Below are 17,157 nucleotides of genomic sequence, written 5' to 3' on the forward strand. Positions count from 1 at the left end.
GACATGAAAAGACCTGCGCCAATCTACACGCGCAGGCCCGTGGGGAACATGGGGAAAGCGAACCGGCCGCCTCCCCGCCGCCGGTTCACGGCGACGGGGAGGGGGGCGGGGAGGGGCGTTGTCGGTGGATCAGTGGTGCTCGGTCTTCACCAGCGGGTCGGAGCCGGCCACCAGGGAGCTGACGATCTGCGAGGAGGTGGAACCGTACTGGGTCAGGTCCACGCCCTCGAGCTTGATGGTCACATCGGCGCCGCTGTTGACGTTGCCGGTGGTGCTCACCTGCAGGGTGCTGGTGGCGGTGTCGACCTTGAGGTAATCGAGGAGGTTGCCGGAGTGCGCGGCATCGGGCAGCAGGTCGCTGAGGTCGATGCGGTCGCCCTGGGCGGCGTTGAAGTCCTTGATCACGTCGTTGCCGACATCGCCCGCCTTCCACATGAAGACGTCCGCGCCTGCGCCACCGGTGAGGGTGTCGTTACCGATACCGCCAATCAGCAGGTCGTTGCCGTCACCACCGTTGAGCAGGTCGTTGCCAGCGTTGCCGTAGAGCACGTCGTGGCCGTTGCCGCCATTGATGATGTCGGAGTACTTGCTGCCGTTGATCAGGTCGTTGGCTTCGGTGCCGTTGGCCGTCTGGATGGTGTGGACCACCCAGCCGTTGCTGGTTTCCACCAGTTCCTGGCCGCTGGACAGCACGGTGGCCTGAAGCAGCTGGTAGTCGCCGGTGCCGAGGGTCTTGTACGCCGAGTCGGCGCTACCGCTGGGCTTGAGCTCGATCTTCAGGGTGGCGGAGCCGCCCTGGTCCCAATACAGCAGTTCCAGCGCCTGCAGGCCGCCGGTGAGGCTGATGCCCTGGTAGGTGTCGGTGGTGGTGGACTGGATCTTGTCGGCGTTGGCGACGTCCTGGCCATCGATCAGCAGGCGGTAGCCATCGTCCGCGGTGATACGGATGTCATAGGTGCCGGCGTTGGCGACATCGATGAAGCCGTGGGCGCGGATGATGGCATCGCTGGTGTCGCCCAGGCCTGCGCCACCGGCCTTGAGGTTGGAGACGTTGCCGGTACTGGCCGCCGTGAGGAAGTCGTACAGGTTGTTCTGGCTGTTGCTGGACGAACCGATGGTGGTGCCGCTGCTGACGTTGCGGTTGTCACCCAGGTCGTCGCTGAACACTGGGCTGCCGTTCTTCAGGCCGTAGTCGATGACGTTGGCGATGAAGGTGGCGTTGACCGAACCGTTGGCTGCGTTGGCGTTGGAGCCCACCAGGCTGCTGTTGTTGCCGGGGCGACCCTCGATGTAGTTCTCCACCTGGTTGAGGGTGGTGAGGTTCGGCCGGCTGCTGCCGTTCTCGCTGTAGCCCCAGTACTCGCTGGTCAGGCCGCTGCCCAGGCCGGTGGTGCCGGTACCGGCGCTGTCGCTGATGGTGGTGCTAGTGGTGGTGTAGCTGGTGTGCTCCACGCCGCCATCGACGATGTTCAGCGTCAGGTGCTGGGAGGCCGTGCTGGCGGTGCTGCCGTTGGGCTCGGTGCTGACCGCCTTGACGTCCAGGCCGATGTCGCCGCGCACATCACCGGAGACCTGCAGCTTGGCGGTGGCCAGTTGGGCAGCGGTGAGGGTGTACACGCCGTTGACCGCGCTGAGGGTGGTACCGCCGACGACGATGGTCGAACCGTTGGACAGGTTGCTCAGCTGGTAGCTCAGGCTTTCGGAGCCGTCGGTGTCGGTCAGCGCGCCGCCGATGTAGTTGGCCAGGGCGATGCTGGTCTTGCCGCTGACGCCGCCATCGCCGGCCACCACGCCCTGGGACGAGGAGAGGGTGATGTTGTCGATCAGCGCGCCGCGACCGGCCTCGTTGGTGGAAGTGCCCGCCAGCTTGATGGTCAGGGCCTCGGTGCTGCCGGTGCCGACGAAGCTGAAGTGGATGTTCTCCCAGTTCAGGCTGGTCTGGCTGCTGGTGGAGGCGTACTCGCCCACCAGGGTGTTGCCGAGGTAGACGGCGATCTTGGTGTAGGTGGTGTCGAAGCCGAGGCGGCCGGCATAGTCCAGGGACAGCTCGTAGACCTTGCCGACTTCGGTGGCGACGTTACGGGTGATACCCAGGGTCTGCGCCATGCTACCGCCGGCGTCGTTCAGCTCCAGGGCGTCGTTGTTGCCGCTGCCCTGCATCTTGATGGTGACATCGTTGCCGGCCTGGTTCTGCATGGTGTCGTTGTGACCCCAGACCTCGAACACGTTGTCGCCGCCCGAACGCTTGTCACCGGTGGTGACCAGGGTCCAGTTCTCGAGGGTCGTGGCGCGTATCGACTCGGAGGTGCTGTTGCTGTCCGGCGCGGATTCCCAGGTGGTGGTGAACAGGTTGGCAGCGGCCGCCGACTTGACGGTGAGCGTGGGCGTATCGGCCGACGGCGTAATGTCGATGCTCATGGTGCTGCTGGCGCTGCTCAGGGAGCCGTCGCTGCCGCTGTACTTGAACTCGGCGTAGGTCTGCTTGTTCAGGCCGACACCGGTGTTGCCGAAGCTGTCGTGACCGGATTCGTTGCTGTCCGGCACGAAGCGCAGACCACCGCCATCGATCACCGACTTGGTGACGGTGGTGTTGGCGCTGACATCGGTCCAGGTGTTGCCCACCTTGACCTGCAGCTTGCCTTCGCCCGGCAGGCTCTCGACCTTGATCGACAGGCTGCTGTTGGCGTCCACGTCGCTGACCTTGAAGTCGCTCCAGGTGAAGACGTAGTTGGTGTCTTCGTTGCCGGTGACCGCAGCGCCAGCGACCACCACGGGGGCTTCGTTGACGTTGGTCACGGCGATGGAGTAGGTCGCCGACTTGGTGCTGCCGTCCGAGCTGGTGGCCAGCACGGTGATGTTGTGGCTGGTGGCGGTCTCGAAGTCGAGCTTGCTGCCGTCGGCCACGGTGACGATGCCGGTGGTGGCGTTGATCGCGAAGCGGCCGCCGGCGTTGTCGGTCAGCGAGTAGGTCACGGTGGTGCCGGCGTCGCCGTCCACACCGAAGGCGGTCAGGCCCACGCGGGTGCCGGTGGCCGCGTTCTCGGCGACGGTGTTGGTGGCCGCGTCGGAGTCGGTGAGGGTGACGCCGTTGTCGTTGAGGTTGTTCAGGTTGATGGTGAACACCTGGGTATTGGTGCTGCCATCGGAGCTGGTGACCTTGACGGTGATGTCGTGGCTGGTAGCCGCCTCGTAGTCGAGCTTGGTGCCATCGGCGACGGTGACCACACCGGTGGTGGCGTTGATCGCGAAGCGGCCACCGGCGTTGTCGGTCAGCTCGTACTTGGTGATGGTGGCGCCAGCGTCACCGTCGGTGCCCAGTACGGTGAGGCCGACAGTGCTGCCGTTGGCGGCGTTCTCATCGACGCGGTTGGCCGCGGCGTTGCTGTCGGTGATCACTACACCGTTGTCGTTGACGTTGCTCAGGTTGATGGTGAACACCTGGGTGTTGGTGCTGCCATCGGAGCTGGTCACCTTGACGGTGATGTCGTGGCTGGTGGCGCTCTCGTAGTCGAGCTTGGTGCCATCGGCGACGGTCACCACGCCAGTGGTGGCGTTGATGGTGAAGCGGCCACCGGCGTCGTTGGTCAGCTCGTACTTGGTGATGGTGGTGCCGGCATCGCCGTCCACGCCCAGTACGGTCAGGCCCACGGTGGAACCGTTGGCAGCGTTCTCGGCAACGGTGTTGGCCGCTGCGTTGCTGTCGCTGATCACCACACCGTTGTCGTTGACGTTGGTGAGGTTGATGGTGAACACCTGGGTGTTGGTGCTGCCGTCGGAGCTGGTCACCTTAACGGTGATGTTGTGGCTGGTGGCGGCTTCGTAGTCGAGCTTGGTGCCATCGGCCACGGTCACCACACCGGTGGTGGTATTGATCGCGAAGCGGCCGCCGGCATTGTCGGTCAGCTCGTACTTGGTGATGGTGGTGCCGGCATCGCCGTCCACGCCCAGAGCAGTCAGGCCGACGGTGGAGCCATTGGCGGCGTTCTCGGCAACGGTGTTGGCCGCTGCATTGCTGTCGCTGATGACCACGCCGTTGTCGTTGACGTTGCTCAGGTTGATGGTGAACACCTGGGTATTGGTGCTGCCGTCGGAGCTGGTCACCTTGACGGTGATGTCGTGGCTGGTAGCCGCCTCGTAGTCGAGTTTGCTGCCGTCAGCGACGGTCACCACGCCCGTGGTGGCATTGATCGCGAAGCGGCCACCGGCGTTGTCGGTTAGCTCGTACTTGGTGATGGTCGCGCCGGCGTCTCCGTCGGTGCCCAGTACGGTCAGGCCCACGGTGGAGCCGTTGGCAGCGTTTTCGGCAACGGTGTTGGCGGCGGCGTTGCTGTCGGTGATGACCACGCCGTTGTCGTTGACGTTGCTCAGGTTGATGGTGAACACCTGGGTATTGGTGCTGCCATCGGAGCTGGTGGCCTTGACGGTGATGTTGTGGCTGGTGGCGGCCTCGTAGTCGAGTTTGCTGCCGTCAGCGACGGTCACCACGCCCGTGGTGGCGTTGATCGCGAAGCGGCCACCGGCGTTATCGGTCAGCTCGTACTTGGTGATGGTGGTGCCGGCATCGCCGTCCACGCCCAGAGCAGTCAGGCCAACGGTGGAGCCATTGGCGGCGTTCTCGGCAACGGTGTTGGCCGCTGCGTTGCTGTCGCTGATGACCACGCCGTTGTCGTTGAGGTTGTTCAGATCGATGGTGAACACCTGGGTGTTGGTGCTGCCATCGGAGCTGGTGACCTTGACGGTGATGGTGTGGCTGGTGGCGGACTCGTAGTCGAGCTTGCTGCCATCGGCCACGCTCACCACGCCAGTGGTGGCGTCGATTGCGAAGCGGCCGCCAGCATTGTCGGTCAGCTCGTACTTGGTGATGGTAGTACCGGCGTCGCCGTCCACGCCGCGTACGGTCAGGTCGACGAGGGTGCCGGTGGAGGCGTTTTCGTTGACCTGGTTGGGCGCGGTGTTGATGTCGGTGATGGTGATGCCGTTGTCGTTGAGGTTGTTCAGGTCGATGGTGAACACCTGGGTGTTGGTGCTGCCATCGGAGCTGGTGACCTTGACGGTGATGGTGTGGCTGGTGGCGGCCTCGTAGTCGAGTTTGCTGCCATCGGCGACGGTGACCACGCCGGTGGTGGCGTCGATGGCGAAGCGGCCACCGGCGTTGTCGGTCAGCTCGTACTTGGTGATGGTCGCGCCGACGTCGCCGTCCACGCCCTTCACGGTCAGGCCGACGGTGCTGCCGTTGGCGGCGTTCTCGTTGACCTTGTTATCGGCGGCATTGCTGTCGCTGATGACCACGCCGTTGTCGTTGACGTTGGTGACGTCGATGGTGACGGTGGCGGTGACCGGGGTCTTGCCGTCGGTGGCGCTGACCTGCAGCTGGTGCTGGGTGGCGGTCTCGTAGTCCAGGGTCTTGCCGTTGGCGAGGGTGATCACGCCGGTGCTGGAGTTGATGCTGAACAGGCCAGCGTCGTTGCCACCGGTGATGCTGTAGAACAGCGGCTCGCCGTCACGGTCCTGGTCGGTGCCGGTGAAACGGTCGTTGAGGTCGGCGATGGTGGTGCCGGAGGCGATGTTCTCGGCGAAGCTCACGGTGCTGTTGGCCAGGCCCGGAGCACTGTCCACCGCCGCGACCTGGATGGTCATGGTGTTGGGCGTGGAGAAGGCGCCGCTCTGGTCCTGTACCGAGAAGCTGAAGCTGTTGTTGCCGTTGGCATTGGCCGCCGGGGTGTAGACCAGGGAGGCGATCTGCGCCGCGGTGATGATCATGCCGACGGTAACGGCTTCGTTGCCCAGGCTCAGGCTGCCGCTGGCCGGCAGGCTGTTGATGCGGATGGCCTTGAGGCTGTCGCCGGTGTCGACATCGTGGAAGGCGAAGTCGCCGCTGGTGAAGCCACGCGGGGTGTCTTCGTTGGTGTTGACGGTGTTGTCGGCGCTGGTGGGCGCGTCATTCACGGCATGCACGGTCACCGGCAGGGTCAGGTTGGTGCTGGCCTTGTCGCCGTTGGCGCCTTCGGTTGCGGTCGCGGTGACCTTCAGGTCGAAGGTGCCGTTGTAGTTGGCCGGCGGGGTGATGCTCAGGTTGCCCAGGTTCCAGCTGGTGATGTCTGTGCTGGTGCTGCCGCTGGTGGCGGTGAAGCTGTTCACGCCGTCGGTCAGGGTGGCGCCCTCGGGGATCTGCGAGATGCCCACGGAGAGGCTCTCCGAGCCGTCGGTGTCGTTCAGCGAGGTGGTCAGGCGCGACAGCGGGATGCTGCTGTCCTCGTCACCCTCGTTGACGTTGTAGAGCTGGTAGTAGCCCTTGCCGTCGCTGCCATGCAGTTCCGACAGGTGCAGGCCGTTGCCGGCCAGGTCGCTGGGCTTGGTGTAGAGCTGCACGTTGGCGCTGGACAGGTCCTGCACCCGGCCGTTGCCGACCTTGACGTTGACGTCCAGGTTGCCCGGGCCGCTCTGGTTGTGCTGGTAGATGTCCAGGGTGTAGTAGCCGCTCTGCTGGGCGGTGTAGCTGCCGCTGAACTGGCCAGTGGAGCCGCCCCAGGTGGCGTTGGCCACGGTGGTGCCGCCCACGGAGACGAGCACGCTGTCGTCACCCGTGCCGCTGAAGGTGTAGGTCTGGCCGGCTTCGAGGTAGATCAGGCCGGAGAGCTTGTTGGCCACGCCGGCGTTGACGCTGTCGATGTGGGCATCGGCCAGGTTGCCGCTGCTGGCGGGGGTGCCGGCGGCGTCGATGGTGCTCTTCAGGGTCGCCGGGGAGGCACCGTTGCCGCCGCTGCCCAGGGCCAGGTTGTTCCAGCTCTGTTGCAGCAGGCCGGTGGCCGCGGGGTTGCCGCTCGGGGCCTGGGCGCCGAGGTTCGGGGCATCGGCCACGGCCTTGATGCCGACCTGCACGGTGGCGGTGCTGTTGCCGCCCTTACCATCGGTGACGGTGTAGGTGATGGTGTCCGCACCGCTGTAGTTGCCGGTGGGGGTGTAGACCAGCTTGCCGTCGACGATGCTGACGCTGCCGTGCTGCGCGTTGGCGCCGGTCAGGGTCAGGCTGTCGCCGTCGACGTCGCGGTCGTTGGCCAGCACGTCGATGGTGACGGCGGTGTCTTCCAGGGTGCTGGCGGTGTCGTTGACCGCGGTCGGGGCATCGTTGACCGGGTTGACGGTGATGTTGACCACGCTGTCGACCACGCCGCCCTTGCCGTCGCTGACGGTGACCACAAAGCTGTCCGGCCCGTTGTAGTCGCCGTTGGGCTTGTAGGTGTACTCGCCGGTGCTCGGGTTGAGGGTCAGGGTGCCGTTGGCTGTGCCGGTCTTCAGGGTGTAGGTGAGGCTGTCGCCGTCCGCATCGGTGGCCGTGATGCGGCTGATCAGGGTGCCGTCCTCGTCCACGCTGGCGGTGCTGTTGGGCGCTACCGGAGCGTCGTTGACCGGCTTGACGGTGACGCTGACCAGGCTGGTGGTGGTGCCGCCGTGGCCGTCGTCGATGGTGACGGTGAAGGCATCGCTGCCGTTGAAGTCCTTGGCCGGCTGGTAGGTGTAGGTGCCGTCGGCGTTGAGGGTGACGGTGCCGTGCTGCGGGCCGTTGCCGTTGGCGATGCTGTAGGTGAGGGTGTCGCCGTCGACGTCACGGGCGATGACCTTGCCTTCGACCGGGGTGTCCTCGTCGGTGCTGACGCTGGACGGGCTGCTGGTCGGTGCATCGTTGACCGGGTTGACCTTGATGGACACCACGGAGTCGGCATAGCCGAGCTTCGGATCGTAGACCCGGATGGTGAAGGTGTCGGTGCCGTTGAAGTCCTTGTTCGGCGTGTAGGTGTACTCGCCGGTGACGGTATTGAGCAGCAGGGAGCCGTGGTCGACGCCGGCCTGGATGACGTAGGTCAGCTTGTCGCCGTCCACGTCGCTGGCGACGATCTTGCCGCTGACGCTCTGGTCTTCATCGGTTTCCTTGGCCTGGTCGGCGGTGACCGGGGCGTCGTTGACCGGCTTGACGGTGACGCTCACCAGGCTGGTGGTGGTGCCGCCGTGGCCATCGTCGATGGTGACGGTGAAGGCGTCGCTGCCGTTGAAGTCCTTGCCCGGCTGATAGGTGTAGCTGCCGTCGGCGTTGAGGGTGACGGTGCCATGCTGCGGGCCGTTGCCGTTGGCGATGCTGTAGGTGAGGGCGTCGCCATCGGCATCGCGGGCGACGATCTGGCCGTCGATCGGGGTGTCTTCGTTGGTGCTGATGCTGGACGGGCTGCTCACCGGTGCGTCGTTGACCGGGTTGATCTTCACGGTCACCACGGAGTCGGCGTAGGCGCCTTTCGCGTCATAGACCCGAATGGTGAAGGTGTCGTTGCCGTTGTAGTCCTTGTTCGGCGTGTAGGTGTACTCACCGGTGACGGTGTTGAGCAGCAGCGAGCCGTGGTCGACACCGGACTGGATGACGTAGGCCAGCTTGTCGCCTTCCACGTCGGTGGCGACGATCTTGCCGCTGACGCTCTGGTCTTCGTCGGTTTCCTTGGCCTGGTCAGCTGTGACCGGTGCATCGTTGACCGGGGTCACGTCGATGCTGATGAGGCTGGTGGTGGTGCCGCCCTTGCCATCGCTGATGGTGACGGTGAAGGCATCGGGCCCGTTGTAGTCCTTGTTCGGCCGGTAGGTGTAGCTGCCGTCGGTGTAGAGGGTGACGGTGCCGTTCTGCGGGCCGTTGCCGCTGGCGATGCGGTAGGTGAGGGTGTCGCCGTCGACGTCGTGGGCATCCACCTGGCCGCTCACCGGGGTGTCTTCGGCAACGCTCAGGTTGGCCGGGTTGGCGGTCGGTGCGTCGTTGATCGGGTTGACGGTGATGCGCACCACGGCGTCGACCACGCCGCCCTTGCCATCGTTGACGGTGACGGTGAAGGAGTCCGGGCCGTTGTAGTTGGCGTTGGGCTTGTAGGTGTACTCGCCGGTGGCGGTATCCAGTACCAGCGTACCGTTGCTGGTGCCGGACTTGAGGCTGTAGGTCAGGGTGTCGCCGTCGGCGTCGGTGGCGTTCAGCTGGCTGGTGAGGCTGCTGTCTTCGTCCACGTTGACGAATGCGTCGTTCATCACCGGCGCATCGTTCACCGGGTTCACGCCCAGGGCGACCTGGCCGCTGACGGTGGCGGTGCCATCGTTGACGCTGTAGGTGAAGCTGCCAACGGCCTGGCCGGCGTTGTAGTCGGCCGGGGCGTTGTACTTCAGGCCTTGCAGCTGGGCGCTGGTGAGGGTCTGGCCATTGGTGAGGGCGGTGCCGTCGGCCAGGGTCACGCTGCCCAGGGTTGGCAGGCCGGTCACGGTGATGGTGAGGCTGTCGCCATCGGCATCGGTCGGGGCCTTGAGGCCCAGGTCGGTGCCGACGCTTTCTTCGTTGACGGTCAAGCTGGTGCTGTCGACGACCGGCAGGTCGTTCACCGGATTCACGCCCAGGGCGACCTGGCCACTGACGGTGGCGGTGCCGTCGTTGACGCTGTAGGTGAAGCTGCCCACGGGCTGGCCGGCGCTGTAGTCGGCCGGCGCGTTGTACTTCAGGCCTTGCAGCTGGGCGCTGGTCAGGCTCTGGCCATTGGTCACGGCAGTGCCGTCGGCCAGGGTCACGGTGCCCACGGTGGGCAGGCCGGTGACGGTGATGGTGAGGCTGTCGCCATCGACATCGGTCGGGGCCTTGAGGCCCAGGTCGGTGCCGACGCTTTCTTCGTTGACGGTCAGGCTGGTGCTGTCGACGACCGGCAGGTCATTCACCGGGGTGACGCCCAGGGTGACCTGGCCGTTCACGGTGGCGGTGCCGTCGTTGACGCTGTAGGTGAAGTTGCCAACGGCCTGGCCGGCGGTGTAGTCGGCCGGGGCGTTGTACTTCAGGCCTTGCAGCTGGGCGCTGGTCAGGCTCTGGCCGTTGGTCACGGTGGTGCCGTCGGCCAGGGTCACGGTGCCCAGGGTCGGCAGGCCGGTGACCTTGATGGTCAGCGGGTTGCCGTCCACGTCGGTGGGGGCTTTCAGGCCCAGGTTGGTGCCGACGCTTTCCTCCGCCACGGTGAGGGAGGTGCTGTCGACCACCGGTGCATCGTTCACCGGCTTGACGCCCACGGTGACGGTGGCGGTATCGGTGCCGCCATGGCCGTCGCTCACGGTGTAGGTGAAGGAACCGGTGCCGTTGAAGTTGGGCGCAGGGGTGAACACCACCTTGCCGTTGACCAGTTCCACGGTGCCGTTCTTGGCGCCCTGGACGCTGATGATGGTGAGGCTGTCGCCATCGACGTCGGTGTCGTTGCCCAGCAGGGTGGCGGGCTCGATGGTCAGCGGCTGGTCTTCGTTGGTGGTCAGTACGTCGTTGCCGGCCTGGCTCAGCTGGCTGCCGCCGACCACGGTGTAGCTGCCGCCTTCCGGACGCAGTTCGACCTTGAGCTGGGCCTGGCCGCCCTGGTCCCAATAGACGATCTGGATGTTGTGGGCACCGCTCTCGGTGATGGTGAAGGTGGCCGATTCGCGCGCGGTCGGGCCCTGGTTGCCGTTGAATTCGGCGACCACCTTGCCGTCGATGACGATGCTGTAGCCGTCGTCGGCGGTGACCTTGAACTGGTAGGTGCCGGCGGCGAGGCTGATCTGCCCGGTGAGCTGGATGATGGCGTCGGAGCTGTTCACCGGGTCGGTGTTCAGGGAGCCGGCATCGTTGCCGAGGAATTTCTGCAGCTGCTGGTCGTTGCCCAGGTCGGTGGACACGCCATTGCCGTAGTTCAGCTCGGTGGCGGTGAAGGTGGCGCTGGGGGTGCGGCCGGCGATGAAGGCGGCGACGCCCGCGAGGTTCTCCAGGTTGTTGCCGTCCACGCCTTCACGGTAGGCGTAGTAGTTGCCCTTGAGGCCGGCGATGACGCCGAAGTCGTCATTGGCATCGGGCGCGTCGTTGATCGGGTTGACGCCCAGGGTGACCTTGCCTTCGACGGTGGTGGTGCCGTCGTTGACGCTGTACTTGAAGTCGCCAACCGGGTCGCCGGCCTTGTAGTCGGCCGGGCCGTTGTACTTCAGGCCCTGCAGTTCGGCGCTGGTCAGGGTCTGGCCGTTGGTCACCGGGGTGCCGTTGGCCAGGGTCACGGTGCCCACGGTGGGCAGGCCGGTGACGGTGATGACGTGGGTGTCGTTGACGTCGACATCGGTCGGGGCGGCGATGTTCAGCGGGGTGCCGGTGCTTTCTTCGTCGACGGTGACGCTGGTGTCGGTGACCACCGGAGCATCGTTGCGGCCTTCGATGGTGACCGAGGCGTTGGCGCTGGTGACGCCGCCATGGCCGTCGCTGACTTCGTAGCTGTAGTTGAGGACGACCTTCTCGCCCACGGCCAGGTAGTCGTACTTGGACGGGTCGATCTTCAGGCTGTTGCTGGCGGCGTCGAAGCTGACGCCGGACACGTCGCCGGTACCCACCAGCTTGACGTTGCCGACGCTGAGGACGTCGTTGGCGTCTTCGTCGGAGGCGTGCTGCAGCAGGTCGAGGCTGTAGGCGGATGCGTCTTCGTGGGTCAGGGTGGTGGCGACACCGCTCACCACCGGGGCGTCGTTGCTGCCGGTGAGGGTGATGGTGACGTCACGGGAGACCGGGGCGCCGCTGCTGTCGGTGACGGTGACGCGGTAGACCAGGGTCACGGTCTCGTTGGCGCCGAGGTAGTCCAGCGCGCCGGCGGCGACGCTGTAGTTCCAGTGCACGGAGCCCTGGCCGTCGCCCTGGGCGGAGTCGCTGATGGCGGCGTTGAGGCTGCCGAGGACGTTGACGTCCTGGCCGCTGCCATCCTTCGCGCTGACCAGCTGGGTGCCCACGGTGTGGGTGTTGCTCAGGTCGGCGTCGCTGAAGCCGAAGTCGCCGCTGGCGGTCAGGCTGCCGGCGTTCTCGCCGGGCACGCCGTCGGCGCGCTCGGTGATGCTGCCGCTCTGTACGGTGCTTTCCAGCACGGGGGCGTCGTTGCGGCCCTCGATGGTGATGGTGGCGGTGGTGGGGGTGATGCCACCGTTGTTGTCGACCACGTCGTAGCTGTAGGTGAGCACCAGCTTCTCGCCGGCGGCGAGGTAGTTGTAGGCGTTCGGGTTGACCTGCAGGCCGTTGCCGCTGAGGGTCACGCCCGTGGAGTCCTGGGTGCCGACCTGCTTGAAGTTGCTGATGCCCAGCACGTCGGTGAGGTCGACGTCCTTGGCGTTGGCCAGCAGGTCGACGTTGAAGCCGGTGCTGTCTTCGTTGGTGTCCACGGCGATGGCGCTGCTGACCACCGGCGCGTCGTTGACGCCGTCGATGGTGACGGTGGCGCTGGTGGTGACCAGGCCGCCCTTGCCGTCGCTGACCTGGTATTCGTAGGTCAGGACGACGCTCTCGCCCTTGGCCAGGTAGTTGTACTTGGACGGGTCGACCACCAGGGTGTTGCCCTGGATGATGACGCCGGCGGTGTCGTTGCCGCTGGTTTCCTTGATGTCGACGGCGCTGAGCACGTCCTTGGCGTCGGCATCGCTGGCCTTGGCCAGCAGGTCGATCACGTGGCCGGCGGCGTCTTCGTTGGTGCCGTAGGTGATGGCGCCGCTGACGACCGGCACATCGTTCACGCCGGTAATGGTGATGGTCAGGGTGTTGCTGCTGGACAGCGAGCCGTCGGTGGCGGTGAAGGGGACCTTGATGGTCAGCACTTCATCCTTGCCGAGGTACTGGTAGCTGCTGTTGCTCGGGTCGAAGGTCCAGGTGCCGTCCGGGTTGAGGGTGAAGCCGTCCGGTGCGGGGTTCTTCAGGGTGAAGGTCAGGGTGTCGCCGTCGACGTCGGTGGCATCGAGCTTGCCGCCGATGGCCGGGGCGTCTTCGACGGTGGTGGCGCTGCTGGCGCTGGCCACCGGGGCGTCGTTCACCGGGGTGATGTTCAGGGTGATGCTGTCGGTGTCGCTCAGCTTGCCGTCGCTGGTGCTGATGGTCAGGGTGTCCTGGCCGTTGTAGTTGGCGGCGGGGACGTACTTCAGGCCCTGCAGGGCGGCGTTGATGGCGGCCTGGCTACCGGACAGGGTGATGCTGCCGGTGCCGTTGCCGCTGAAGGTCAGGCCGTTGGCGAGGATCGGGCCGAGGCTCAGCACGCCGTGGTCGACGCTGAGGGTGGTGGTCAGCTTGTCGCCGTCCACATCGCTCACGCTGACGCTGTTGTTGCCGAAGAGGCTGAAGACCTTGCTGCCGTCCTCGGCCAGGGTCTGGGTGCCCGGGGTGCTGTTGACCGGGGCATCGTTGACCGGGGTGATGTCGAATTTGAGGGTGGCGGTGCTGGTGAGGCTGCCGTCGCTCAGGGTGTAGGTGACGCTCGGGACCGGGCCGTTGTAGTCCTTGGCCGGCTCGAAGGTGAAGTCACCGTTGGCCTTGATGGTCAGCTTGCCGGTGCCCAGCAGGTCGATGGTGCCGCCGGCATTGGCGCTGACGAGCGGGAAGCCGGTGATGTTGAACTTGGTGACCACCAGGGTATCGCCGTCCACGTCCTTGTCGTTGGTCAGGACGTTGCCGGTGGCGGTGGTGTCTTCGTTCAGGGTGACGCTGTCGTTGACGCCGACCGGGCGGTCGTTGACCGGGGCGACGGTGATGGTCGCGGTGGCCTTGTCGGCGGAGACGGCACCGTTGTTGTCGACGGCGCTGTATTCGAAGGTGGTGGTGCCGTTCCAGTCCTTGGCCGGGACGAAGTACACCGGGCCGGTGACGCTGTCGCCGGCCTTCAGGGCGGTACCGCCGTTGGCGCCGGCGTAGAGGGTGCCGTTGGCGGGCACGGAACCGATGGTGAAGCCGGTGACGGTGCCGTCGACATCGCTGCCGGACAGGTTCACCTGGATGCGTGCGGCCTGGTCTTCGTTGCCCGAGGCGCTGACGGCATTGGCCACCGGCGCGTCGTTGGTGCCGGTGAGGGTGATGGTCAGGGTGCTGTCGGCGCTGGCGCCGTGCTCGTCGGTAACGGTGACCGGCACCTTGATGACCAGCTGCTCGCCACCCTTGAGGTAGTCGTAGGCGGCGTTGTTGGCGTCGAAGGTCCATTTGCCGTCGCTGCCCAGGGTCAGGCCGGCGATATTGGCGGCGGTGCTGAAGCTGAGGACCGCGCCATCGTCGACGTCATTGGCGGCGATCTGGCCGTTGATCTCGCCGTTGCCTTCGGTGGCGGTAGCGGTGGCGGCGGTGATGGTCGGCTTGTCGTTCACGCCGGTGACGGTGATGGTCAGGGTGCTGCTGCTGGACAGCTTGCCGTCGGTGGCGGTGAAGTTGATGGTCAGGGTGGTGGACTTGCCTTCGGCCAGGTGCTGGTAGTCGGCGTGGCTCGGGTCCAGGGTCCAGGTGCCATCGGTGTTCAGGGTGAAGCCGCCGGGGAGGGTGCCCTTGGCGCTGTAGGTCAGGGTGTCGCCATCAACGTCGGTGGCGGCGAGCTTGCCGCCGATGCTCGGGGCGTCTTCGGTGGTGGCATCGGTGGTCGGGGTGGCCACCGGCGCATCGTTCACCGGCTTGATGGTGAGGGTGACGCTGTCACTGTCGCTCAGCTTGCCGTCGGTGGTGTTGATGGTCAGGGTGTCCTGGCCGTTGTAGTCCTTGGCCGGAACGTACTTCAGGCCCTGCAGGGCGGCGTTGATGGCCGCCTGGCTGCCCACCAGGGTGATGCTGCCGGTGCCGTTGCCGCTGAAGGACACGCCGCCGCTCAGCGGGCCGAGGGTCAGCGCGCCGTGTTCGACGGAAAGGGTGGTGGTCAGCTGGTCGCCGTCGATGTCGCGGACCGCGATGCTGTTGCCGGTCAACAGGCTGAAGCTCTTGCTGCTGTCTTCGTTCAGGCTCTGGGCGCCGGGCACGGTGTTGACCGGGGCGTCGTTGACCGGGGTGATGTCGAAGGTGAGGGTGGCGGTGCTGGTGGCGCTGCCATCGCTCAGGGTGTAGGTGATGGACGGCACCGGGCCGTTGTAGTCCTTGGCCGGCACGAAGGTGAATTCGCCGTTGGCCTTGATGGTCAGCTTGCCGATGACCAGGTCGGCGGTCTCGCCGGCCTTGAAGCTGACGAAGGGCAGGTTGGTCAGGCTGAACTTGGTGACGGTCAGGCTGCTGCTGTCGACGTCGGTGTCGTTGCTCAGCACGTTGCCGGTGGCGGTGGTGTCTTCATCCAGGGTGATCTTGTCGGCCACGCCCACCGGGGCATCGTTGGTGCCGTTGATGGTGATGGTGACGCTGGTCTTGGTGCCATCGGCAGCGGAGACCTCGAAGCTTTCGGTGCGCTTGTCACCGACGTTCAGCTCGTTGAAGGCCGAGTTGGCGACGAAGGTCCACTTGCCGTCGGTGCCGATGCTGAAGGTGCCGTAGTTGCCGGCGACGTTGTTCTGCGCCACGAAGGTGTTCGGGCTGTCGACGTCGCTGATGGTCAGGGTGCCGTTGGCGGTGACGGGGGCGTTGGTCTCGGCCAGCTCCACGCTGGCGCTGCTGAGGACGGCCGCGTCGTTGGTGCCGTTGATGGTAACGGTGACGCTGGTCTCGGTGCCGTCGGCGGAGACGACCTTGAAGGACTCGCTGTAGGACTGGCCGACGTTCAGCTCGTTGAAGGCCGAGTTGGCGACGAAGCTCCAGTTGCCGTTGGCGTCGATGTTGAAGGTGCCGTAGGTGCCGGCGACGTTGCTCTGGGCAACGAAGGTGTTCGGGCTGTCGACATCGCTGATGGACAGGGTGCCGCCGGTGCTCAGCGCGGTGTCGGTTTCGGTCAGCTGCACATCGGCGGTGCCGAGGTTGGCCGGGTCGTTCACTCCGGTGACGGTCACGGTCAGGGTGTTGGTGGCCTGGGCGCCGTGCTCGTCGGTGACGATGTATTGGATGGTGACGGTGGTGGTCTCGCCTTCGGCCAGGGACTGGTAGGCGGCGTCGCCGGCATTGAAGGTCCAGGAACCGTCGGCATTCAGGGTGAAGCCGGCCGGGACCTTGCCATCCACTGCATAGGAGAGGACCGCGCCCTTGTCGGCGTCGGTGGCCACCAGGTTGCCGGTGATGCTCTGGTCTTCGGTGACGGCCGCGGTGGTGGCGGTGGCGATCGGGGTGTCGTTGGTGCCGGTGAAGTTGATGGTGATGACGCGGGTGTCGCTGGCGCCGGAGGGGTCCTTCACGGTGACGGTGAAGTTCTCGCTGGCGTTCTCGCCCAGGCCCAGGCCGTTCACGGCATCGGCATTGACCACATAGGTGTAGCTGCCATCGGCGTTGACGGTGAGCTCGCCGTAGGCGCCCTTGGCGCTGCCGCTCCAGGTCAGCACGGTGTCGTCGACGTCGGTGGCGGTCAGCTGGCCCTTGATGTCGGCGAAGGTGTCGGCGGCGGCGGTGTCATCGACGTTGGCTTCATAGGTGCCGCTGGCGACCGGGGCGTCGTTCACCGGGTTGATGCCGACGTTGACGGTCAGCGGGGTGGAGGCGCCGCGGCTGTCGCTCACGGTCACTTCGAAGCTGTCGCTGCCGTTGTAGTCCTTGCCCGGGGTATAGGTCCAGGTGCCGTCCGGGTTCAGGGCGAGGGTGCCGTTGGCCGGTACGCGGGTGACGGAAAAGGTCACAAGGTCGCCGTTGGCGTCACGGCTGGTGAAGGTGCCGTTCAGCGGCACGTCTTCGTCGGTGGTCAGGTCGAAGCGGGTGATGGGGTTGCCGGAGCCGTCGACGAACTCGGGGGCGACGTTCTGCAGCGGGTCCTGGGTTTCGTCATCGTCGGCGGCCTGGAAGGCCAGGCCTTCGGTGTTGAAACCGACGGTGGGGTCGACGCGCTCGCCCGTGGCGTCCAGCAGCACGAAGCTGTGGCTGCCGCCGGCCGCGCCAGTGCCGCCAGCACCGCCCGCAGCAGGGGCGCCGCCAGCCGCGGTGGCTTCGAAGGCTTGGGTCGGGTCGACGCCGGCGGCGATGGCTTTCTGCAGCTCATCGGCGCTGGGCGCCTGGGTGGCCGGCTTGTCGTCAGCGGCCTGGGGGGCGAGCTCGGCGCTGCTCCACTGGGTGTCGCGGCCGAGGTCGAGCATTTTGCCGTTGGGCAGTTCAAGGGTCACCATGCCCGCAGCGCCGGTGATCAGCTGATCGCCCTGGAAGATGCGATCACCCTCTATGAGCTGGCGCTGCACACCCTCCGGGGAGACTGCAACTACTTGGCCGACAACGCTCTTGACGATTGCAACGACACTGCTCATGAGGGTGACTCTCCT

At 66.0% G+C, this 17,157-nt stretch carries 1 protein-coding gene; it reads right to left on the bottom strand.

Translation table 11 applies throughout. The features are described from left to right. Positions 1–129: 129 nt before the first annotated feature. Complete coding sequence (locus OEJ36_RS13535) at positions 130–17,142, bottom strand: retention module-containing protein (RefSeq protein ID WP_263401927.1); 17,013 nt, start codon at positions 17,140–17,142, stop codon at positions 130–132. Positions 17,143–17,157: the final 15 nt, after the last annotated feature.

The sequence above is a fragment of the Pseudomonas sp. PDM13 genome, assembly GCF_025685765.1.
Classification (GTDB): domain Bacteria; phylum Pseudomonadota; class Gammaproteobacteria; order Pseudomonadales; family Pseudomonadaceae; genus Metapseudomonas; species Metapseudomonas solani.

Coding starts and splice junctions, on each gene's coding strand:
- OEJ36_RS13535 (WP_263401927.1), bottom strand. CDS start 17,142: ATGAGCAGTGTCGTTGCAATCGTCAAGAGCGTTGTCGGCCAAGTAGTT.